This window comes from Achromobacter maghribensis (assembly GCF_057334215.1).
Genome location: NZ_JBHFII010000034.1, coordinates 88,495 through 108,586, shown reverse-complemented (window position 1 = coordinate 108,586; position 20,092 = coordinate 88,495). Strand labels below are relative to the sequence as shown.

The window sequence follows — 20,092 nt, the reverse complement described above, 5'->3', positions numbered from 1 at the left end:
CACGAGGCACGTGCTTGCTGGCCCGGGTGGCGTATTTGTCTTGAGAGGGCCCAAGACAAAAAAAGCCCCTCGCGATGGAGGGGCTTTGCGGCGCATGCGCCGGCCTGGCGCGGGGCCGGGTGCTTACTTCTTTTCTTCCTTGACGCGGTAGACCAGCACGGCGGTGCTGGCCAGCGACAGCACCTTGGCCGTGACGCTGCCCAGCAGCAGGCGCGACAGGCCGCTGCGGCCGTGGCTGCCGATGAAGATGAGGTCGCAGCCGGCATCGGTGGCGGCCTGCACGATGCCGTCGGCCACGTTGAAGTTGGACACGGCGCGCGACTCGGACTTGACGCCAGCGGTGTCGGCGCGGTCGGTGATCTGCTTCAGGTATTTGTCGGCTTGCTCGGCCGAGGCCTTTTCGTAGTCCTCGTCGGTGATGGCGTAGGCGGCGGCCATGCCGTCAAAGCCGATCGTGGCCGCAAAGGGTTGCGTCACGTACAGGGCGACCACTTCGGCGCCAACCGAACGCGCGAAGGAAATGCCCGCGTTGGCGGCTTGGGCCGACAGCGGCGAACCGTCGGTGGGAATCAGGATCTTCTTGAACATCTTGCCTGCTCCTGTTTGAGAGGAATCTTTATGCTACCGGAAAGCCGCCAGGTTCACATCAAGGGAACCGGGCGGTATTGACCTGCGTCAAGCGCCGTGTCAGCCCAGTTGCTGAGCGGCGGCGAAGAGATTGGTGCAGCGGGTGCCGGTGCGGCAATAAGCCAGCACGGGGCCCGGCAGGGTCTTGAGCAGTTCGGCGAAGCGCACCACGTCGGACACGGTCATGGCGCTGCCCACCACGGGCTGGTATTCCACCGCCAGGCCGGCGGCGGCGGCGGCTTTGGACACATCGGCGGCGGTGGGCTGGTCGGGGCCGCCTTCAAAGTCGGGGCGGTTGATGATGACGCTCTTGTAGCCGGCGGCGGCAACATCGGCCATGTCGTCGGGACCCAATTGAGGCGCGACGGCAAAGTTTTCGGTCAGGGGCTTGATGGGTGCGGACATGGCGGTTCCTTCAGATAGATAGCTGCATATTATTGATTGTAGGAGCCGTTTTGCGCGAAGAGTTTTTCCAATTCTGTCCAGACGCCGCGATCATCCGCGATGGAAACCGAGAACCGCAGCATGGTCGAAGGCGCCTGCGACGGTGAAAACAGCGTGCCCGGCGCCAGCAGCATGCCCCGGTCGGCGGCTTCGCGCGCCAGCACTTCGGTGTCGCGCCCGCAGTCAGCCCACACGAACATCCCTGCGTTGGGCTCGTGGGGCACCGTCAGCCCCAGCTTCAGCAGCCCCCGCATGCACCGCTGGCGGGCGTCGTCCACCCGCGCGCGCACGCGTTCGATGTGACGCCGGTATTGCCCTTCCATCAGTACGCGGTGCACCACGCGTTCGCCCAGCTCGGGCGAGGTCAGCCCGGCCAGCATTTTCAGGTCGGCCAGCTTTTGGAGAATGTCGGGGTTGGCCGCCACATAGCCCACGCGCAGGCTTGCGGCCAGCATCTTGGAATAGCCGCCGACGAGGATCACACGGTTCAAGCGGTCCAGCACCGCCAGCTTCATGGCGCCGCCGGGGTGCAGCTCGCCGTAGGTGTCGTCTTCGACCACCATGAAATCGTGGCGCTCGGCGATTCGCAGGATGTCGTAGGCCACGCCGGCCGACAAGGTGTGGCCGGTCGGGTTATGCACGGCGCTGTTGATGATGAAGAGTTTCGGTTTGTGCTCGGCCGCCAACTGCTCCAGCATGGCGATGTCCGGGCCGTCCGGCCCGCGCGGCACGCCGATCAGCCGCGCGCCAAACGCCACCAGCCGGCCGAAGATGACGAACCATGCCGGGTCTTCGACCAGTACGGTGTCGCCCGGCTTGACCAGGTGGCGCGCGATCAGGTCCAGCCCATGGGTGACGCCATTGGTGGTCAGGAGGTTCAGCTCCGGGTGCGCCGGCACCCCGTCGTTCTGTAGAGACGCGGCAATTTGCTGGCGCAAGGGCGCAAAACCCTGTGGATGGCCATAGCTGACCAGATTGGCGCGCACCGAGCGTCCCACCGCGCGCACCGCCCCTGCCACCATATCCGGGTCCAGCCACTCGGCCGGCAACAGGCCTGCCCCGCCGGGCATGCCCGGGGCATTGGTTTCGCGAAACATGCTGCGCAGTAGCCAGGCGATGTCCACCCGTGCCGGCGGCGCCAGCGTCGTGGCGGGCGCCGTGGCCACCGCCGCCAGCGGGCCGCTGCGAGCCCGGACGAAAAAACCCGCGCCGCGACGCGATTGCACCAGGCCGCGGGCCACCAGCCGGTCGTAGGCTTCGACGACGGTAAAGCGGCTGACACCGGACTGTTCGGCCATTTTGCGGATGGATGGAAGGCGAGTACCGGGCCGCAGCCCCTGTTCGTCGATGCGGCGGGCCAAGCCATCGGCCAGTTGCGTCACCAGGGAAGCATCGGCCTGGCGCACGGGCAGCCACGGCATGGAGGGTGCGGAAGCAGGAGCAACTGTCATGGGGATTCGACCAGGCCAGTGATTAAAGTGATATGCCTAAGTGTACCGGTACTGTACCGATAACTATGCGTAGAGTGACAGCAATACGGAAAGCTCGCAACTGCGGGCATCCCGATCCCCGGCCCATCCATCGCCCCCCTCGCGTTCCCTGGCAACTGTCATGACCCGATCCACGCTCTATCCGTCCCCCCAGACGGCACCCATCGCGCCTCCTTCCGTCTGGGAAGGTTATGGCTACGGCTTCCTGGGCGTGCTGGTCTTTTCGTTGACGCTGCCGATGACGCGGCTAGCCGTATCCGAACTGACGCCGTTGCTGGTGGGGCTGGGGCGCGCCCTGGTCGCCGCGGTGCCGGCGATCGCCCTGCTGTGGCTGACGCGCAGCCGGCGGCCGAACCGCCACGAGTGGCCTGGCGTCATCCTGGCCGCGCTGGGCATCGTCGTGGGCTGGCCGCTGGCCTCGACCCTGGCGATGCAAAGCGTGTCGTCTTCGCACGGCGCGGTGTTCAACGGCTTGTTGCCGCTGTCGACGGCCGCTTTTGCGGCGTTGCGAAGCGGTGAACGCCCGTCGGCTTCGTTCTGGGGCTGGGCGGTGGTGGGCGCCGCGCTGGTCACGACTTTTGCCTTGCGCCAAGGCCACGGCACGCTGTCCACCGGCGACCTGTGGCTGCTGGTGGCCGTGGTGCTGGGCGGCATGGGTTATGCCGAAGGCGCCCGCGCGGCACGCACGCTGGGCGGTTGGCGCACAATATGCTGGGCGCTGGCAATCAGCGCGCCCGTGGTGCTGGCGCCGGTTGGCTGGATGGCCGCGCAAGCCCAGTGGCCTAGCGCCACGGTAGTTTCCGCCTGCGCCTACCTGGCGTTCGGCTCGATGTTCCTGGGATTCTTCGCCTGGTACCGCGGCCTGGCCGTGGGCGGAATCGCCAGGGTGGGTCAAGTGCAGCTGTTGCAACCGTTCCTTACGGTCGTGGCGGCGGCATGGTTGTTTGGCGAATCCGTGGAGCCGTCGACATTTTTGTTCGCCGCTGCCGTGATCGCCGTTATCGCCGGCGGACGCCGTGCCATTGTCAGGACCAAAAAATGAATCTGCTTCCCACCAACTGGGCCGACGTGCCCTTGGCTTCCGCATCCTTGCTGGGTCCGCTGGCGCTATTCGCGCTGGTCAGCTCGATTACGCCGGGGCCCAACAACGTCATGCTGGCGTCGTCCGGCCTGAACTTCGGCTTCCGCCGCAGCATGCCGCATCTGCTGGGCGTGAACCTGGGCTTCACGCTGATGATCTTCCTGGTGGGCATCGGCCTGGGTTCGGTGTTCCAGCAAGTGCCCGCGCTGTACACCATCCTGAAGTACGCCGGCGCCGCGTACCTGCTCTACCTGGCCTGGAAGATCGCCAACTCCGGCGGCATGGAAGACGGCGAAGCGCGCGGCAAGCCGTTCACCTTCCTGCAAGCCGCGGCGTTCCAGTGGGTCAATCCGAAAGCGTGGGTCATGGCGGTGGGCGTGGTGGCAACCTACACGCCGCAAAACGGCTTCTTTGCCAATCTCGTCATCGCCACGCTGGTGTGCGGCATCGTCAACCTGCCCAGCATCGGCGTCTGGGTGACGTTCGGCACCGCGCTGCGCCGCGTGCTGCACAAGCCCTGGGCCGTCCGCGCATTCAATGTGGGCATGGCGCTGCTGCTGGTGGCATCGCTATACCCGGTGGCGCTGGAGCTGATGCACTGACGCATCGCGTCAGGCCAGCAGGCCGACGACGACGGCGGGGGTGACCAACACGTTGAACAGTCCCGCCATCACCATCACCAGGCCCGCGACGGCGCCCTCTTCGGCCGCCAGTTCGCGGGCCTTCGCCGTTCCGGCGCCGTGCGCGCCCATGCCGAACAGCGCGCCCCGTGCCAACGCGGAGCGCAGCGGCAGCCAGCGGCGCATCAATTGACCAATGGCCGCGCCGAACACGCCGGTCACGATCACGAACACCGCCGTCAGATCCGGCACGCCACCCACATGGGACGAGACCGCCACCGCGAACGGCGTGGCGACCGAACGCGGCAGCAGGCTCAGCCGCAGGTCGGGCGGCAAGTCGAGCAAGCTGCCCAACATCCACGCGCTGACGCCGGCGATCAGGCTGCCCACCGCCACCCCGGCCGCCAACACTGGCCAGTAGCGCCGGATCAGCGCGCGCTGTTCGTAGAGCGGCAGCGCGAAGGCCACGATGACCGGCCCCAGCATCGCCATCAGCCAATGCGACCCGGACATGTAGTCGCGGTAGCCGGTGTGCAGCATGATCGCCAGGCCCAGCAGCAGCGCAGGCGCCACCACCAGGGTCGATGTCCACCAGTAGGCATGGCGGCGATAGAACAGCCGCGCGCAAGCGTAGGCGGCGACGGTGGCCGCCGGCCAGAACAGTTGATTGAATTCAGACGGCATGGCGGTTCATCCAGCGATAGCACAGGTCGATGGTCAGCGCAGTACCGGCCATGACCATCGCGGTGCCCAGCAGGATGACGACCAGCAGCTTGACGCCCAGCATCCCCAGGAATTCGCGATGGTCCAGCAACGACATGACCGCCGGCACGAAGAACAGCAGCATTTCGGCCAGCAGCCAACTGGCGCCGCGGTGCACGTTGCGCACCCGCAGCCGCCGCGTGGCCAGCAGCGCCAGCACCAGCGCCATTCCGATGACGCCGCCCGGCACAGGCAGCCCGAGGGCCTTGGCCAGCACTTGGCCTAACAAGGCGAACAGGACGATCAGCGCGATTTGCAGCACGCGGCTGCGACGCAGCGCAAGGCGCAACACCAGCGTGATGCGGGGCAGTAAACGAAGAGAGGGGCGAGACATGAGGCGGGCTTCCTGCGGCAAGCTTTTGTTTTACGCCTGCGCAGCCCATAGATAAAATGAATTCGATGAATTCAATGTATTCCAAATAGGCATAACCATGGACCTACGCGCGTTGCGCGCCCTGGTGGAGGTGGTTCGCCAAGGCGGCTTTTCCCAGGCAGCCAAGACCATCCACGCGACGCAGCCCACGGTGAGCAAGGCGGTGCGCCAGCTGGAGGACGAGCTTGGCCTGCCGCTGCTGGACCGCCAGGCGCAACCCATCCGGCTGACGGACGCGGGGGAAATCGTCTATCGGCGCGCCATGGCGATGTTGGCGGAACGCGACGACCTGTACGCCGAACTGGACGATCTGAAGGGACTCAAGCGCGGCGTGCTGCGCCTGGGTTTGCCGCCACTGGGCAGTTCGCTGTTCGCGCCGATGTTCGCGCGCTTTCGCAGCCGCTATCCGCAGATCGAGATCAGCCTGGTCGAGCATGGCAGCCGCCGGCTGGAGGAAATGGTGATGACGGGCGAGATCGAACTGGCGGCATCGCTGCAGCCCGTGCCCGACAACGTGGAATGGCAGCCGGTGGCGCGCGAACCCTTGATCGCGTTGCTGCCGGCCGACCACCCGAGCGCGCGCGCCGCCTCGGTCGGCCTGCATGACCTGCGCGCGTCCCCGTTCATCCTGTTCGAAACGGGCTTTGCCCTGAACCGCATCATCCACGACGCCTGCCAACGCGCGGGCTTCACGCCCGCCATCGCGGCGCGTAGCGGCCAGATCGATTTCATCGTGGCGCTGGTAGCAGCCGGGCTGGGCGTGGCCTTCCTGCCGCGGCTGAAGGCCGACGATGCCTTGCCCGCCGGCGTCTGCCGCGTGCCCTTGCGCGACCCGGGCACCGATTGGGAAATGGTGCTGGTGTGGCGGCGCGGCGGTTACCTGTCGCATGCCGCGCAGGCGTGGCTGGCACTGACGCGAGAGGCGCATCCCGGAGTATCCTGATGCCGGAACCCAACCGGCCCGACAGGGTCATAGCTTTCATGCCCGCCCTGCCCCGATTCTCCATCCGCCGGCTTTTCGTCGCCGCCCTGCTTGCCGCCGCCGGCGTGGTGGGGTGCTCGCACCTGGACTCCTGGCAGCGCCAGACGATCTTTTCCCCTCAGTCCGAACCGCAAACGTGGTGGCGCGAACCCGCCGCCGGCACCGAGGTCTACGACCTGGCGCTGGCCAACGGCGACAAGGTGCGCGCCTGGTATTGGCAAAGCCCCAAGACGGGTGCGCCCACGGTGCTGTACCTGCATGGCGCGCGCTGGAACCTCAACGGCAGCGCCTTCCGTATCGACGGCTGGACCCGCATGGGGTATTCCGTCCTGGCCATCGACTACCGCGGCTTCGGCGCCTCCACGCCGCGCCTGCCCTCCGAGGACAGCGCGTTGGAAGACGCGATGGCCGGGCTGAAAGAACTGGCACGGCTTCAGCCTGACGCCGCCCGCCGCTTCGTGTATGGGCACAGCCTGGGCGGCGCCATCGCCATCGATCTGGCCGCCCGCCCCGAACAGCCTGATTTCGCCGGCCTGATCGTGGAATCCAGCTTCACCAGCATCGGTGCCATGCTGGGCACCCTGCGCTGGGGCAAGGTGCCGGGCGCGGGCCTCTTGGTGACGCAGCCTTTCGATTCGGTGGACAAGCTGGCCCGCATGCACACGCCCATGCTGTTCATGCACGGCACTGCCGACCGCGTGGTGCCCCACACGATGAGCGATGAGCTCTTCGCCGCCGCGCGCAACGTGGCGCCAGACCTTAAGCGGCTGGTGAAGATTGAAGGCGCGTCGCACTCGGGCGCCTTCCGCAGCGGTCCGCAGTACGACGCCGCGGTCAAGACGTTCATGCAGGACGCGACCCGGGCCTACAAGCGCAAGGCCGGCTGACGGTCCAGCGCCGCCTTGCCGCCCCGCCGCCGCGCGGGGCTTTTTCTTGCCTTCCGTTCACCGTGCCTGCCGGGAAAACCCGATCTCGGGAAACTCCCATATAAAAATATCTATTAAATATATTTAACGAATATTAGACTTTGCTTCAGCTCGCCGCTCCGCCATTGAAGCGTCGGCATCCTGAGGAGAAGCCAGTTGAGTAACGTGCGTTGGCAGGGCGTATTTCCTGCCGTAACCAGTAAGTTCCATGCCGACGAATCCCTCGACTTCGACGCAATGCGCAAGCATTTCGGCTTTCTGATCGACAACGGGGTCCACGGCCTGGTCACCTGCGGCTCGCTGGGCGAAGCCAGCACCCTGACGCTGGAAGAAAAGCTCGACGTCACGCGGTGCGCCGTGGAAGTCAGCGCCGGCCGCATCCCCGTGCTGGCCAATGTGTCGGAAACCAGCACCCGCGAAGCCCTGCGCTTCATCAAGGCCGCCGTCGAACTTGGCGTGGACGGCTTCATGCTGATGCCATCGCTGATCTACGTGGCGGATGCGCGCGAAGCGATGCAAAGCATCCGCACCATGGCGGAAGCGGCGCAAAAGCCCTGCATGATCTACAACAATCCGGTCGCCTACCGTGTCGACCTGAAGACCGAGCACATGGCCGAACTGGCCGATTGCCCCTGGCTGGTCGCCATCAAGGAAAGCAGCGACGACATCCGCCGCCTGACCGACCTGCGCAACGCGCTGGGCACGCGCTACCAGCTGTTCATCGGCGTGGACGACCTGTCGTTCGAAGCGCTGGCGCTAGGCGCGGACGGGCTGCTGGCCGGGCTGGTCACCGCCTTCCCGCGTGAAACCGTGGCGCTGTACGACCTGATGAAGGCCGGCCAGTGGCAAGACGCGCTGGCGCTGTATCAGTGGTTCACGCCGCTGCTGCATCTGGACGTGTCCACCAAGCTGGTGCAGAACATCAAGCTGGCCGAGACCCTGGCCGGCGTCGGCAACGAACATGTGCGCCGCCCCCGCCTGCCGCTGGTCGGCGCGGAACGCGAACGCTGCACCGCCATCATCCAGGCCGCGATGGCCAAACGCCCCAAGCAATACCAGTCGACGTAAGCGCCCGTTCCCGGACGCGGCTCGCCGCAGCACGAACCCTCCGCCACGCGCGGAGGGGCCTGTCCCCCTGCACGCCTAACGGACACCATGCACAGCGACATCATCCTTCAGACCCGGGGCTTGACCAAGGAATTCCGCGGATTCGTGGCGGTCAACAACGTCGACCTGAACGTGCGGCGTGGCGCCATCCACGCGCTGATCGGCCCGAATGGCGCAGGCAAGACGACGTTCTTCAATCTGCTGACCAAGTTCCACATTCCGACGCGCGGTCAGATCGTGTACGACGGCGTGGACATCACGCAGGAACGGCCCGCGCAGACCGCGCGGCGCGGCATCGTGCGTTCGTTCCAGATATCGGCCGTGTTCCCGCAGTTATCGGTGCGCGAGAACGTGCGCGTGGCCCTGCAACGCAAACTGGGCGTGGACTATTGCTTCTGGCGATCAGAAAGCACGCTGGAAAGCCTGCACCACCGCGTCGAGGAACTCCTGGACCAGGTTGGCTTGCGCACGCATCTGGACGTGGCGGCGGGCGACCTGCCCTATGGCCGCAAGCGCACGCTGGAAATCGCGACCACGCTGGCGCTGGAGCCCGAGTTGCTGCTGCTGGACGAACCCACGCAGGGCATGGGCCACGAGGACGTGGACCGGGTCAAGCACCTGATCAAGCAGGTGTCGGCGGGACGCACGATCCTGATGGTCGAACACAACATGAAAGTGGTGGCGGACATCTCCGACACCATCACCGTTTTGCAACGGGGCGAGATCCTGGCCGAAGGTCCCTACGCGACGGTGTCGGAAGACCCCGCCGTGCGCGAAGCCTACATGGGAGCCGAAGATGAATGAAGCCGTGGCCGGCGCCGCCGCGAACATGCTGGAAATCCGCGACCTGCACGCCTGGTACGGCGAATCGCACATCCTGCACGGCATCGACCTGGACGTGAAGCCCGGCGAATGCGTGACGCTGCTGGGCCGCAACGGCGCAGGCCGCAGCTCGACGCTGAAAGCCATCCTGGGCCTGGTGGGCCGTCGCAGTGGCTCGATCAAAGTCCAAGGACAGGAAACGGTGGCGATGCCCACCCACAAGATCGCGCGCCGGGGCATCGGCTATTGCCCCGAAGAACGTGGCATCTACGCGTCGTTGACCGCCGAGGAAAACCTCATGCTGCTGCCCTCGGTCGGGCCGGGCGGGATGTCGGTGGAAGAGATCTACGCGATGTTCCCCAACCTGAAAGAACGCGCGCACAGCCCCGGCACCCGGCTGTCGGGCGGCGAACAGCAGATGCTGGCGATGGCGCGCATTCTGCGCACCGGGGCCCGCTTGCTGCTGCTGGACGAAATCACCGAAGGCCTGGCTCCCGTCATCGTGCAATCGCTGGGCCGCGTGATCCGGCAATTGAAAGCGCGCGGCTACACCACCGTGCTGGTCGAACAGAATTTCCGCTTCGCCCAGCATCTGGCCGATCGCCATTACGTCATCGAACACGGCCAGGTGGTTGCCGTGATCGACCGCGCCGAAGTCCAGCAATCGCAAGACAAGCTGAACGCCTTGCTTGGCATTTGATGTCCCGCTGTATTCCTTCCGACCGCAGTCCCCCATTCCTACACGGAGCGTAGTCAGATGAAATTGAATCGAATCGCAGCAACGCTGCTTACCCTCGGCGCGGCCGGCGCGGTCCACGCGCAAGCCAAGATCAGCGACGACGTCGTCAAGGTTGGCGTGCTGACCGACCTGTCGGGCGTCTATTCCGATCTGGCGGGCAACGGTTCCGTGATCGCCGCCCGGCTGGCTGCCGAAGAGATGGGCAACAAGGTGCTGGGCAAGCCCGTGGAAGTGGTCGCCGCCGATCACCAGAACAAGCCCGACGTGGCCGCCAATCTGGCCCGCGAGTGGTTCGACCAGGGCAAGGTCGACATGATCACGGACTTTCCCACCGCGTCCACCGCGCTGGCCGTGATGGAAATCGCCAAGCAGAAGAACCGCGTGACGATGCCGTCGGCAGGCCTGTCCACCGCAATCCTGGGCGAAAAGTGTTCGCCGCTGAATGCGCAATGGACCACCAACACCTACGCGCTGGCGGCTGGCACGGCGCGCGCGCTGGTCCAGGAAGGCAAGAAAACCTGGTACTTCATCACTGCCGACTACACCTTCGGCCACTCGCTGGAAAAAGACGCCACCGAAGTCATCAAGGAAAACGGCGGCACCGTCGTCGGCGTGTCGCGCCACCCGTTCCCGGGCAACGACTTCTCGTCGTTCCTGCTGAAGGCGCAAGCCTCGAAGGCCGACGTGATCGCGCTGGCCAACGCCGGCAACGACACGGTCAACGCCGTCAGGCAGGCCAACGAATTCGGCATCAACAAGAAGCAGATCGTGGCGCCGCTGCTGACGTATATCTCGGACGTGCACAGCATGGGCCTGGCCAAAGCGCAGGGCATGTATCTGACCGAAGCGTTCTACTGGGACTACGACGACGCCTCGCGGGCCTGGGCCAAGAAGTTCTTCGAGAAGGCCAAGAAGATGCCGACGGCTTCGCAGGCCGGCGTGTATTCCGCCACGCTGTCGTACTTGAAGGCGATCGAAGCCGCAGGCACGGACGACGCGCCGGCCGTGATGGCCAAGCTGCGTGAAATGACCATCAACGACGCCGTGATCCGAAACGGCAAATTGCGCGCGGACGGCGCCCTGGTGCATGACATGCTGCTGTTGCAGGTGAAGACGCCGGCGCAGTCCAAGGCCCCGTGGGACTACTACAACGTGAAGTCGGTGCTGAAGGGCGAGGACGTGTTCCCCAAGCCGCAGGCCGCCTGCCCGTTGAACAAGTCGTAACGCCACCCACGCCGCCCGCTACCCGCCATGTTCGACATCTCCCTTCCCGCCCTGCTCGCCCAACTGCTGGTGGGGCTGATCAACGGTTGCTTCTACGCCATCCTGAGCATGGGGCTGGCCATCATCTTCGGCCTGCTCAATATCGTCAATTTCACGCACGGCGCCCAGTTCATGATGGCGGCGTTTCTGGCGTGGATCGGTTTCACGCAGCTGCCGCAGTTGCTGGGGCCCGGGGTGCAGATCAACTTCTGGGCCGCACTGATCCTGGCGCCGCTATTGGTGGGCGCGGTCGGCGTCGTCATCGAAAAGACGCTGCTTAAACGGCTGTATCACCTGGACCATCTGTACGGGCTGCTGCTGACCTTTGGCATCGCGCTGATGATGGAGGGCGGGTTCCGCTACTTCTACGGCATCTCGGGCGTGGGCTACGAGCCGCCCGAGATCCTGCAGGGTGGCTTCGACCTGGGCTTCATGTTCCTGCCTGCGTACCGGGGATTCGTGGTGGTGGCGTCGCTGACGCTATGCATCGCAACCTGGTACCTGTTCGAACGCACCCGGCTGGGGGCCATGCTGCGCGCCGGCACCGAGAACCCGAAGCTGCTGCAGGCCTTCGGCGTGAACGTGCCGGTGATGATCACGCTGACCTACGGTTTCGGCGTGGCGCTGGCGGGCGTGGCGGGCGTGCTGGCGGCGCCCGTCATGCAGATCAACCCGCTGATGGGCTCCAACTTGCTGAACATCGTGTTTGCCGTGGTGGTGATCGGCGGCCTGGGCTCCATCATGGGCGCCATCGTCACCGGCCTGGCGCTGGGCCTGCTGGAGGGCCTGACCAAAGTGTTCTATCCCGAAGCGTCCACCGTGGTCGTGTTCATCGTGATGGCCGTCGTGCTGCTGATGCGCCCCGCCGGCCTGTTCGGCAAGGAGAAATAAGGTGCCGCGCATTCCCCTTTCGATCCGCATCCTGGCGCTGCTGCTGGTGCCCGCGATGCTGGTGCCCTTCTTTCCCCAGATCGTCTACCCCGTGTTCGTCATGAAAGTGCTGTGCTTTGCGCTGTTCGCGCTGGCCTTCAACCTGCTGACGGGGTTTACCGGCCTGGTGTCCTTCGGGCATGCGGCGTTCTTCGGCTGGGCCGGCTACGCCGCCGGTGAAATGATGATTCTCTTCGGCGCACGCGGCCTGCCGCCCGAAATCGCCATGCTGTGCGGCGTGGCGATGGCCGCGGCCATCGGCTATGCGATCGGGTGGCTGGCCATCCGGCGCACCGGCATCTATTTCGCGATGATCACGCTGGCGCTGTCGCAAGTCGCCTACTTCATGGCGGTGCAGGTGGGCTGGACGCGCGGCGAGGACGGCATGCAGGGCATCCCCCGCGGCAAGTTCCTGGGCCTGGTGGACCTGAGCGTCGATACGAACATGTATTACTTCGCGCTGGCGGTGTTCGTGCTGGGCTTCCTGTTCGTCTACCGGGTGATCCATTCACCGTTCGGCCAGGTGCTCAAGACCATCCGGGACAACGCGCCGCGCGCCATTTCGCTAGGTTACGATACGGATCGGTGCAAGCTGCTGGCCTTCGTGCTGTCCGCGGCGGTGGCCGGCCTGGCCGGGTCGCTCAAGGCGCTGGTGCTTCAATTGGTGGCGTTGAACGACGTGTCGCTGTCCACCTCCACCGAGGTCCTGCTGATGACGCTGCTGGGCGGTATCGGCACGGTATGGGGCCCGGTGGTCGGCGCAACGCTGGTCGTCAGCTTGCAGAACTACCTTGCCACCCTGGGCGATGTCGTCACGATCGTCATCGGGCTGATTTTCGTGTTGTGCGTGTCGTTCTTCCGACGCGGGTTCGTCGGCGAATGGCTGGCCTACACGCAGTGGCGCAAAACGAAGGAAAACAATAATTGATGGCAGGAGCAGAACCCAAACGGCGCGCCGCGGATGTCGCCTACGACCAGATCGAGAGCATGATCGCCACGCTGCAGTTGCAGCCTGGCAGCGCGGTCGTGGAAGCGGATCTGGTGGAAAAGACTGGCCTGGGGCGCACGCCGCTCCGCGAGGCGCTGCTGCGCATGGTGGCGGCCGGGCTGATCCGCCAGGAACCCCGGCGCGGCCTGCGCGTGTCGATGATCCAGCTGGCGGACCACATGGACCTGATCCAGACCCGCCGCGCCCTGGAACAGTTGATCGCCGCCAGCGCGGCGCGGCGCGCCACGCCCGCGCAACGCACCCAGATCGTGGACTGCGCGGCGCAGATGATCCGCGCTTCCGAAGGCGGCAACCTGGACGACTACATGCACGCCGACCAGTTGCTGGACTACGTTTGCCACGAAGCCTGCCGCAACCTGTCCGCCGTGAACGCCGTGGAACCGCTGATCATCCAGTGCCGGCGCTTCTGGTACGCCTATCAGCACGAGGGCGATATCGCCGAGGGCGCCCGGCGCCACATGCTGATGGCCCAGGGCATTGCCACGGGCAACGAAGCCGCGGCCATCAAGGGCGCGGATTCCTTGATGGACTACCTGGAAATGTTCACGCGCAAGGTCATTGACGCGTAGCGGCCGGCACCGCAACCGGGGACACGGCGCCCGCCTTGCCCCGGTTCAGCCATTGCATGACGCGCGGACGCGACCGGTCGTAGGCCAGGTTGTACAGAAACGCATAGGGCAAATAGAACAGCACCAGCGCGATATCCAGCACGAAGGCTTCCCAGAGGCTGATGCTAAGCCACCAGGCCGCCAGCGGGATCACGATCAGGATCAGGCCCAGTTCGAATCCGAAGGCGTGCAAGATGCGCACGCGCAGGTTGCGGGTCCAGCCGAAACGGTTCTCGACGCGGTCGAAGCCGGCGTTGTAGATCATGTTCCAGACCAGCGCGATCCAGGCGATGACCGCGGTCAGCACGCCCATTTCAAACAGGGACTTGCCCATGGCCCAGGCGGCGGCCGGCGCGCACAGGCCGATGGCCAGGATTTCAAACAGAAAGGCGTGGAAGAAACGTTCTTTTAGGGTTTTCGTGGCTTGCGTCATGACCCACCTGAGGTCGGTTGCTACAGAGTGGGAGCGATTTTCGACGATATTTCCGGTACGATAAAGATTGAATCCATCGGAAAAACCGATAGCCCGCCCTGCCCATGCGCCACTCCCTTGAATCCCTGGCCGCGTTTGCCCAAGTCGCGTCGGAAGGCTCGTTTTCCGCCGCTGCGCGAAAAATGGGTAAAAGCCAGTCCACCATCAGCGAAACCATCGCCAACCTGGAAGTGGACCTGAACGTCACGCTGTTCGACCGCAGCCAACGCCAGCCCGCGCTGACCGAAGCCGGCCAGGTGCTGCTGGGCCAGGCCCTGCAAGTGCTGGCCGCGAACGACCGGTTCAACCGCAGCGCCAGTCAATTGGCCGACGGGCTGGAGCCCCGCCTGACCGTGGTGCTGTCCGACACGTTCCAGTCCGAGACGTTCGAGACCATGCTCAGCCAGATCGACCGGCGCTACCCCACGTTGCGCTTCGAATGCCTGATCGCGGAATACGAAGACGTGGTGGCGCTGGTGCAGCAAGGCCGCGCGCACGTCGGCCTGATGGCGGCGCAAGACAGCTACCCGCCCGACGTCGCGCACGCCACGTTGACGGAACTGTCCGAAATCGTCCTGTGCGTGGGGCGCAACCATCCGCTGGCGGGCCGGGCACGCATCACGCGCGGCGACCTCGATGCCGAACGCGAACTCCGCCTTAGCACCTACGAACTGGATGACAAGGACGCCGCGCCGCCTAACTCGACCTGGTCGGCGCCGGGTTATCTGATGCTGCTGGAAATGGCCAGCCTGGGCTTCGGCTGGGCGGAATTGCCGCGCTGGATGATCCAGCGCTTCGGGCGCAAGCAATTGGTGGAACTGACTGTGCCGGGCTGGCCGCGCCATATTCGCGTGGATGTCGTGTGGTCCACGCGCCGCCCCCTGGGGCCCGCGGGCGCCTGGCTGCTGGACAGCCTGACGCGCGGGTAGCCGGCGTCAGGCTGCGGGTCAGCGCGCGGCAGCCGGCAGGCGCGCGATGCGCACGCCGTTTTCACTCAACCAGTCGCCCAGCTTGGGGCAGGCCAGCACATCGAATTCGGCGCGGCGCTGGCGCGACATGGGGCTGCCTTCCCGGCAGTCCATCGCGGGATGACACATCAGCAAATCGCCGTCATGCGCATTGAACAGCCAGTTCTGCAACAAGTCCGCATAGCGGCGCTTGCCGCCGTCGAAACCATATACGCCCAGCAGCCGGCGATTGGTACGCAGGCCTTCCCGCCGGGCCTGGCGGGCCAGCGCCGCTGCACCCAAGGCGCCGATGATGCGCGCCTTGATCGATTCCTTGAGCGGAATGCCGCATAGCGCGCCGGGCGCCGTCTGCCGCAGCCAGGGCTGCCTATCGCCGTAGCGGCGCTTCAGTTGCGATAACACCTGGTCGCGGATGCCGGGCAGCTGATGCACGTGCTGATGGCCATCCACATAGTCGGGCGCGCGTCCCAACGCGGCTTCGAACGCGTCGAATTGGCGGTTCAGGCACGCGTCGATCCACGCGCGGTCCAGCCGGCCGGCATACGCGCGCAGGATCAGCCCACTTAAGGAGGGCATGGGCTCGGCCTCGTCCAGCGATTCCGAGAAATTCACATGCAGGCCGATATCGACGTCATGCGCCGACAGGCGGGCTGCATTGCGGGCAAACGTGGGCCCCTGCGACAGACAACTGACCGCACTGATGCGGCCCATGCCCGCCAACGCGATCATGCCTTCATCGATGTCGGTATTCATGCCAAAATCGTCACCGCAGACGACGATTCGTTTGCTCATTGCATCACCTCGAATTTCCATTTCACCACGGCTTCCATGCGCGCCTTGCTTCAGCAGATCAGCCTTTTCGTCGTCGTCGGCTGCGCTGCCGCTGCCACGCACTGGGCCATTGCCGTCGGCTGCGTCGAAGCCTTCCACTTGCCACCATTGGCCGCCAACCTGGTGGGCTGGCTGGTGGCCTTCGTGGTTTCGTTCTCGGGACACTACCGACTTACCTTCCGACATACCCGCACATCCTGGACCGTAGCAGCCCGTCGTTTCTTCTTGATTTCAGCCATCGGTTTTGTGATCAACGAATCGGCCTATGCCTTGCTGCTGCACACCACTGCCATTCCCTATGACGTGCTGCTGGCCCTGATCCTGGTGGGATTGGCGTTCGCCACGTTCGCCGCTAGCCGGCTCTGGGCATTCCGCCACAAGCCCGCCGCCTGAAGGCGTGGCGCGCCGTGCACCGCCACGGCGCCGCGTGCGATCCGCTGGGCAGCCTGTACCGTGCGACGTCTGCGTAGAGTTCTGCGTAGAGGCCTTCACCGGCCATCAGCCATGCTCAACCCGTGCCCGTGGCCTTGTCCGCGCGCGAGGCCACGCCCTGGCGCCGGCGCACGACGTATAGCGGCCGGCCCTTCACCTCGTCGAAGATGCGGGCGACGTATTCGCCCACCACGCCCAGAGAAATCAGGTTGACGCCGGCAAAGAACAGTACGGCGGTGACGATCGTGGTCCAGCCAGACACCGGGTTGCCCGACAGCAGGTATTCGCCGACGAGGTACGCGGCATACGACATCCCCAGCATGGCGAAGACGACACCGACCAGGCTGACCAGGCGCAAGGGCCAGGTCGTGAACGCGGTCAGGCCATCCAGCGCCAGGCGGAACAGGCGCATGCCGCTGAACCGGCTATCGCCATGCAGGCGTTCGTCGGGGGTATACGGCAGCGCTTCGCCCTTGAAACCGACCCAGGCATACAAGCCCTTCATGAAACGCGTGCGTTCGGGCAAGGCGATCAGCGCGTCGACCACGCCGCGGTCCATCAAGCGGAAATCGCCCGCGTGCGCCGGCACGTCAACCCCGCGCGCGCTGCTCAGCAGTTTGTAGAACCAGCGTGCGCCAGAGCGCTTCACCCAGGATTCATCGGCGCGGGTTTCGCGCACGGCATAGACCATTTCGGCGCCAGCGGCCCAGCGCGCCAGCATCTGCTCGATCAACGCGGGCGGATGCTGAAGGTCCGCATCCAGGCAGATCACGGCATTGCCCGTGGCGGCTTCCAGGCCCGCGCTCAGCGCAGCTTCCTTGCCGAAATTGCGCGACAGCTGCACGTAGCGAAAGCCGCGATGCTGCGTCCATTCAGCCATCAGCGCTTCGGTGCCATCCGTGCTGCCGTCATCGGCCACGATGATTTCCCAGCTGGTGCACAAGGCCGACAGGCGGCTGCGCAACAGCGGCAACAGGATGCGCAGGTTCTCGGCCTCGTTCAGGCACGGGATGACGCAGGTCACGCAAGTGTCATAGGGCACGGCCGCCGCCTTGGAAGACCAGAGCGAATCCAAGGGATACGTTTTGGCCAACACTTGCTGCGGGATCGGATCGGACCGGAATTGGATGTGCATAAGACGCTTGACTCGGAATACAGGACGATATGGCGAGCAGTATGCGTAGGGCGTCGTCGAATTTTCATGAAATGCGGCACAACCGCCGCTTGCTGGAACTTGAGCGAATTCTAGGGACACGCACCGCGAAAACTATGAAGTCGCGTGCAAGCCTCGTTAACCTATGTCCCTGATTTGTGAAACCTCGTAAAGCAGCACCCAACCGGACGCCGGTAAAATGCGCCGGCTTTTCTTGTTTTCACAGGTTGTCATGCAATACCGAGTCCGCCCTATGCTGGCCAGCGACGTGGACGGCATTTTGGATGCCCAGACCCTGGCCTACCCCGGCTTTCTGCTTGAAAGCGCGGAGTTCTTCCTCAATCGCCTGACGCTTGCGCCCGCCTATTGCTGGGTGGCGCGCGCAGCCGCCGACGGCTCCCTGCTGGGTTACCTGGTTTCGTACCCCTGGGATGACGGCCTGCCTCCCGCGCTGGACGTGGCGTTGGCTGCGCTGCCGCCGCAGGCCGACCACTGGTTCCTGCATGACTGCGCCGTGGTGCCGTCCGCGCAAGGGCTGCGCGTGGGCCAGACGCTGCTTCGGACGGCGGCCAGCCAGGCCATGGAAAGCGGCATGCGCCGCGCCAGCCTGGTGTCGCTGGAGTCTGCCGTGGGCTATTGGCGGCGTCACGGCTATCAGGCGGTGTACGGCGAAGGCCGCTCGCTGCCCCCCGGGCTGGCGGAAAAGCTGGCCGGATACGGTCCGCAAGCCAGTTACATGTCGCGCGTGTTTCCGCTGTAGGCGGCGCTTGCACCCGGCCTCCTGACGGGGCCACGCGCGTTGCCGCGCCCATATACATCGTTGCGATCACGGTCGTAATATAGGGCCACAGTTTGAACGATGTGGCGGCAACGGTTCCCTCTGCTTTGCATTGCTGCGCCCGTCGGGGCGCGAAGGCCCATATGATTTCGCTTTCGCCCGTTCAATCCCTGCTTGCATGCTGCCTGGTGCTGGTCATCGGCCGGGTGCTGACCTCGCGCATCGGCATCCTGTCGCGCTACAGCATCCCCGATCCGATCGTGGGCGGCCTGCTGTTCGCCGTGCTGGCCTACTTGCTGTCGACATGGGGCGGCGTGTCGATCTCGATGGAAACCAGCATCAAGCCCACCTTGCTGCTGCTGTTCTTCGGCTGCATCGGGCTGACCGCGAACCTGAAGCTGCTGGCCAAGGGCGGCCCGCGGTTGATCGCCTTCCTGCTGGCGCTGATTCCCTTCCTGGTCCTGCAGAACGCCGTGGGCCTGGGCATGGCCTGGCTGCTGGACATGCATCCGCTGATGGGTCTGCTGGGCGGCACCATCACCCTGGTGGGCGGCCACGGCACCGGCGCGGCCTATGCCACGCGCTTTGCCGACTTCAACAACATCCAGGACGTCATGGCGCTGGCGATGACCTCGGCCACGCTGGGCCTGGTGCTGGGCGGCGTGGTGGGTGGCCCGGTGGCGGAATGGATCATGCGGCGGCACAAGCTGGCCGGCAGCCTGGACCACCCGGCGCAGACCGGGCATGCCGCGCCGGATCTGGCCGAAGAGGCCGCACCCGCCACGGCCGGCTCGTTCATCGTGTCGCTGACCGCCGCCTTCGTGTGCCTGGTCGTCGGCGGCTACCTTGCGATGCTGGTGGAAGGCGCACCGGTCAGCCTGCCCAACTTCCTGTGGTGCCTGGCAACCGGCGTGCTGATCCGCAACGTCGGCGTGCGCGTGGGCCTGAAGCTGGACGACCGCGCCACCGAAATCATCGGCACGATCTCCCTGTCGCTATTCCTGGGCATGACCATGATGACGCTGGACTTGTCCAGCGTGGCGCGATTGGCGGGCCCGCTGGCCCTGATGCTGGTGGTGCAGACGCTGTTCTGCGCGTTGTATGCCACCTGGGTGGTGTTCCGGATGCTCAAGAGCGATTACGAAGCCGCCATCATGTCGGCCGCTTTCTGCGGATTCGGGCTGGGCGCCACGGCCACCGCCATCGCCAACATGCAGGCCCTGACGCGCCGCCACGGGCCCGCGCCGGAAGCCTTCATCGTGGTGCCGGTGACGGGCGCGTTCCTGGTCGACATCCTGAACGTGATCGTGCTGACGTCCTTGATTTCGCTGCCGTTCGTCGGAGGGATGTAAGCATGAACCTGTCCATCCTCAAGCGTATTGCCCTGATCGGGCTGTGCCTGGTCCTGGCGGCCTGCGGCCGCGCGCCCGATACCGACGCCCTGCGCGCCGACGTCGAACGCGGCCTGAACGCCACCTATGGTCAAGGCGTGTTCCGCATCGCCGAACTCACGCGCATGGGATCGGCCGCGGACAGCAACGCGCCCCCCGGCGAAACCCGCCGCGTGGTCTATTACGACGTCGAACTGGATCTGGGCCGCGACATCGCGCTAGGCGCCTGGGACCAGCCGGGTGCGGCGTCGCTGGTGACACTGCTGGGCGCGGGCCCGCGCAGC

23 protein-coding genes and 1 pseudogene are annotated in these 20,092 nt (G+C 65.4%); 16 read left to right on the top strand and 8 right to left on the bottom strand.

Annotation, left to right across the window (positions count from 1 at the left end; all coding sequences use genetic code 11):
- Positions 1-123: 123 nt before the first annotated feature.
- The 3 genes from ACE039_RS14175 to ACE039_RS14165 all read right to left on the bottom strand — a co-directional run bounded on the left by ACE039_RS14175 (position 124) and on the right by ACE039_RS14165 (position 2,522).
- Complete coding sequence (locus ACE039_RS14175; protein WP_006225971.1) at positions 124-588, bottom strand: universal stress protein; 465 nt, start codon at positions 586-588, stop codon at positions 124-126.
- 99 nt (positions 589-687) lie between these two features.
- Positions 688-1,032, bottom strand: coding sequence for a protein tyrosine phosphatase family protein (locus tag ACE039_RS14170; RefSeq protein ID WP_006225970.1), 345 nt, complete (start codon positions 1,030-1,032; stop codon positions 688-690).
- Between the two features lie 29 nt (positions 1,033-1,061).
- Complete coding sequence (locus ACE039_RS14165; protein ID WP_233214267.1) at positions 1,062-2,522, bottom strand: aminotransferase-like domain-containing protein; 1,461 nt, start codon at positions 2,520-2,522, stop codon at positions 1,062-1,064.
- A 160-nt stretch (positions 2,523-2,682) separates the two neighbouring features.
- Here ACE039_RS14165 and ACE039_RS14160 point away from each other — a divergent pair, with 160 nt between their 5' ends.
- A complete protein-coding gene (locus ACE039_RS14160; RefSeq protein ID WP_448710644.1) occupies positions 2,683-3,603 on the top strand; it encodes a DMT family transporter in 921 nt (306 codons plus the stop codon).
- Entirely contained in the window at positions 3,600-4,244 is a 645-nt protein-coding gene (locus ACE039_RS14155) for a LysE family translocator (RefSeq protein ID WP_105559259.1), read from the top strand. The genes ACE039_RS14160 and ACE039_RS14155 overlap by 4 nt, the downstream gene beginning before the upstream one ends.
- Positions 4,245-4,253: 9 nt before the next feature.
- Here ACE039_RS14155 and ACE039_RS14150 read toward each other — a convergent pair whose 3' ends face one another.
- Positions 4,254-4,946 (bottom strand): LrgB family protein, encoded by a 693-nt coding sequence (locus tag ACE039_RS14150; protein WP_448710889.1) that lies wholly within the window; start codon positions 4,944-4,946, stop codon positions 4,254-4,256.
- Entirely contained in the window at positions 4,936-5,358 is a 423-nt protein-coding gene (locus ACE039_RS14145) for a CidA/LrgA family protein (RefSeq protein WP_485822643.1), read from the bottom strand. Before ACE039_RS14145 ends, ACE039_RS14150 begins: the two co-directional genes overlap by 11 nt.
- Positions 5,359-5,455: 97 nt before the next feature.
- On the opposite strand from ACE039_RS14145, the gene ACE039_RS14140 reads away from it, so the two are divergent.
- From ACE039_RS14140 to ACE039_RS14100, 9 genes are all read left to right on the top strand, one after another.
- Positions 5,456-6,340 (top strand): LysR family transcriptional regulator, encoded by an 885-nt coding sequence (locus ACE039_RS14140; protein ID WP_485822642.1) that lies wholly within the window; start codon positions 5,456-5,458, stop codon positions 6,338-6,340.
- A 38-nt stretch (positions 6,341-6,378) separates the two neighbouring features.
- Positions 6,379-7,266: an alpha/beta hydrolase gene (locus ACE039_RS14135; protein ID WP_448710883.1), complete on the top strand. Its 888-nt coding sequence runs from the start codon at positions 6,379-6,381 to the stop codon at positions 7,264-7,266.
- A gap of 195 nt (positions 7,267-7,461) precedes the next feature.
- A complete protein-coding gene (locus ACE039_RS14130) occupies positions 7,462-8,373 on the top strand; it encodes a dihydrodipicolinate synthase family protein (protein WP_313463606.1) in 912 nt (303 codons plus the stop codon).
- 87 nt (positions 8,374-8,460) lie between these two features.
- Positions 8,461-9,216: an ABC transporter ATP-binding protein gene (locus ACE039_RS14125; RefSeq protein ID WP_105559264.1), complete on the top strand. Its 756-nt coding sequence runs from the start codon at positions 8,461-8,463 to the stop codon at positions 9,214-9,216.
- On the top strand, positions 9,209-9,934 hold the full coding sequence (locus tag ACE039_RS14120) for an ABC transporter ATP-binding protein (RefSeq protein WP_332008925.1): 726 nt from the start codon (positions 9,209-9,211) through the stop codon (positions 9,932-9,934). Before ACE039_RS14125 ends, ACE039_RS14120 begins: the two co-directional genes overlap by 8 nt.
- A gap of 57 nt (positions 9,935-9,991) precedes the next feature.
- Positions 9,992-11,197, top strand: a complete 1,206-nt coding sequence (locus tag ACE039_RS14115; RefSeq protein ID WP_485822641.1) for an ABC transporter substrate-binding protein — start codon at positions 9,992-9,994, stop codon at positions 11,195-11,197.
- 27 nt (positions 11,198-11,224) lie between these two features.
- Positions 11,225-12,127, top strand: a complete 903-nt coding sequence (locus ACE039_RS14110; protein ID WP_006217401.1) for a branched-chain amino acid ABC transporter permease — start codon at positions 11,225-11,227, stop codon at positions 12,125-12,127.
- A 1-nt stretch (position 12,128) separates the two neighbouring features.
- Positions 12,129-13,094, top strand: a complete 966-nt coding sequence (locus ACE039_RS14105; protein ID WP_105559267.1) for a branched-chain amino acid ABC transporter permease — start codon at positions 12,129-12,131, stop codon at positions 13,092-13,094.
- Positions 13,094-13,744 carry a GntR family transcriptional regulator gene (locus ACE039_RS14100; RefSeq protein ID WP_310034233.1) on the top strand — a complete coding sequence of 217 codons (651 nt, stop codon included), beginning with the start codon at positions 13,094-13,096 and terminating at the stop codon, positions 13,742-13,744. The genes ACE039_RS14105 and ACE039_RS14100 overlap by 1 nt, the downstream gene beginning before the upstream one ends.
- Here ACE039_RS14100 and ACE039_RS14095 read toward each other — a convergent pair.
- Entirely contained in the window at positions 13,731-14,216 is a 486-nt protein-coding gene (locus ACE039_RS14095) for a multidrug/biocide efflux PACE transporter (protein ID WP_105559269.1), read from the bottom strand. The two genes, ACE039_RS14100 and ACE039_RS14095, sit on opposite strands and share 14 nt — an antisense overlap.
- Before the next feature lie 104 nt (positions 14,217-14,320).
- On the opposite strand from ACE039_RS14095, the gene ACE039_RS14090 reads away from it, so the two are divergent.
- Complete coding sequence (locus ACE039_RS14090; RefSeq protein ID WP_485822640.1) at positions 14,321-15,184, top strand: LysR family transcriptional regulator; 864 nt, start codon at positions 14,321-14,323, stop codon at positions 15,182-15,184.
- A gap of 18 nt (positions 15,185-15,202) precedes the next feature.
- Here ACE039_RS14090 and ACE039_RS14085 read toward each other — a convergent pair whose 3' ends face one another.
- Positions 15,203-16,015, bottom strand: coding sequence for a ChbG/HpnK family deacetylase (locus ACE039_RS14085; protein ID WP_485822639.1), 813 nt, complete (start codon positions 16,013-16,015; stop codon positions 15,203-15,205).
- A gap of 36 nt (positions 16,016-16,051) precedes the next feature.
- Between ACE039_RS14085 and ACE039_RS14080 the strand changes: the two genes are divergently transcribed.
- The gene (locus ACE039_RS14080; protein WP_485822638.1) at positions 16,052-16,447 is read left to right on the top strand and encodes a GtrA family protein; all 396 of its coding nucleotides are present in this window, start codon (positions 16,052-16,054) and stop codon (positions 16,445-16,447) included.
- Between the two features lie 115 nt (positions 16,448-16,562).
- On the opposite strand, the gene ACE039_RS14075 is transcribed toward ACE039_RS14080, so the two are convergent.
- Positions 16,563-17,621 carry a glycosyltransferase family 2 protein gene (locus tag ACE039_RS14075; RefSeq protein ID WP_105559271.1) on the bottom strand — a complete coding sequence of 353 codons (1,059 nt, stop codon included), beginning with the start codon at positions 17,619-17,621 and terminating at the stop codon, positions 16,563-16,565.
- A gap of 271 nt (positions 17,622-17,892) precedes the next feature.
- Here ACE039_RS14075 and ACE039_RS14070 point away from each other — a divergent pair, with 271 nt between their 5' ends.
- From ACE039_RS14070 to ACE039_RS14060, 3 genes and pseudogenes are all read left to right on the top strand, one after another.
- Positions 17,893-18,399: a GNAT family N-acetyltransferase gene (locus ACE039_RS14070; RefSeq protein WP_485822637.1), complete on the top strand. Its 507-nt coding sequence runs from the start codon at positions 17,893-17,895 to the stop codon at positions 18,397-18,399.
- Positions 18,400-18,560: 161 nt separating this feature from the next.
- Positions 18,561-19,769, top strand: coding sequence for a sodium/glutamate symporter (gltS, locus tag ACE039_RS14065; RefSeq protein ID WP_485822636.1), 1,209 nt, complete (start codon positions 18,561-18,563; stop codon positions 19,767-19,769).
- 2 nt (positions 19,770-19,771) lie between these two features.
- Positions 19,772-20,092: pseudogene (locus ACE039_RS14060) on the top strand (TAXI family TRAP transporter solute-binding subunit); the annotation flags it as partial.

Coding starts and splice junctions, on each gene's coding strand:
- ACE039_RS14175 (WP_006225971.1), bottom strand. CDS start 588: ATGTTCAAGAAGATCCTGATTCCCACCGACGGTTCGCCGCTGTCGGCC.
- ACE039_RS14170 (WP_006225970.1), bottom strand. CDS start 1,032: ATGTCCGCACCCATCAAGCCCCTGACCGAAAACTTTGCCGTCGCGCCT.
- ACE039_RS14165 (WP_233214267.1), bottom strand. CDS start 2,522: ATGACAGTTGCTCCTGCTTCCGCACCCTCCATGCCGTGGCTGCCCGTG.
- ACE039_RS14160 (WP_448710644.1), top strand. CDS start 2,683: ATGACCCGATCCACGCTCTATCCGTCCCCCCAGACGGCACCCATCGCG.
- ACE039_RS14155 (WP_105559259.1), top strand. CDS start 3,600: ATGAATCTGCTTCCCACCAACTGGGCCGACGTGCCCTTGGCTTCCGCA.
- ACE039_RS14150 (WP_448710889.1), bottom strand. CDS start 4,946: ATGCCGTCTGAATTCAATCAACTGTTCTGGCCGGCGGCCACCGTCGCC.
- ACE039_RS14145 (WP_485822643.1), bottom strand. CDS start 5,358: ATGTCTCGCCCCTCTCTTCGTTTACTGCCCCGCATCACGCTGGTGTTG.
- ACE039_RS14140 (WP_485822642.1), top strand. CDS start 5,456: ATGGACCTACGCGCGTTGCGCGCCCTGGTGGAGGTGGTTCGCCAAGGC.
- ACE039_RS14135 (WP_448710883.1), top strand. CDS start 6,379: ATGCCCGCCCTGCCCCGATTCTCCATCCGCCGGCTTTTCGTCGCCGCC.
- ACE039_RS14125 (WP_105559264.1), top strand. CDS start 8,461: ATGCACAGCGACATCATCCTTCAGACCCGGGGCTTGACCAAGGAATTC.
- ACE039_RS14120 (WP_332008925.1), top strand. CDS start 9,209: ATGAATGAAGCCGTGGCCGGCGCCGCCGCGAACATGCTGGAAATCCGC.
- ACE039_RS14115 (WP_485822641.1), top strand. CDS start 9,992: ATGAAATTGAATCGAATCGCAGCAACGCTGCTTACCCTCGGCGCGGCC.
- ACE039_RS14110 (WP_006217401.1), top strand. CDS start 11,225: ATGTTCGACATCTCCCTTCCCGCCCTGCTCGCCCAACTGCTGGTGGGG.
- ACE039_RS14100 (WP_310034233.1), top strand. CDS start 13,094: ATGGCAGGAGCAGAACCCAAACGGCGCGCCGCGGATGTCGCCTACGAC.
- ACE039_RS14095 (WP_105559269.1), bottom strand. CDS start 14,216: ATGACGCAAGCCACGAAAACCCTAAAAGAACGTTTCTTCCACGCCTTT.
- ACE039_RS14090 (WP_485822640.1), top strand. CDS start 14,321: ATGCGCCACTCCCTTGAATCCCTGGCCGCGTTTGCCCAAGTCGCGTCG.
- ACE039_RS14085 (WP_485822639.1), bottom strand. CDS start 16,015: ATGAGCAAACGAATCGTCGTCTGCGGTGACGATTTTGGCATGAATACC.
- ACE039_RS14080 (WP_485822638.1), top strand. CDS start 16,052: ATGCGCGCCTTGCTTCAGCAGATCAGCCTTTTCGTCGTCGTCGGCTGC.
- ACE039_RS14075 (WP_105559271.1), bottom strand. CDS start 17,621: ATGCACATCCAATTCCGGTCCGATCCGATCCCGCAGCAAGTGTTGGCC.
- ACE039_RS14070 (WP_485822637.1), top strand. CDS start 17,893: ATGCTGGCCAGCGACGTGGACGGCATTTTGGATGCCCAGACCCTGGCC.
- gltS (WP_485822636.1), top strand. CDS start 18,561: ATGATTTCGCTTTCGCCCGTTCAATCCCTGCTTGCATGCTGCCTGGTG.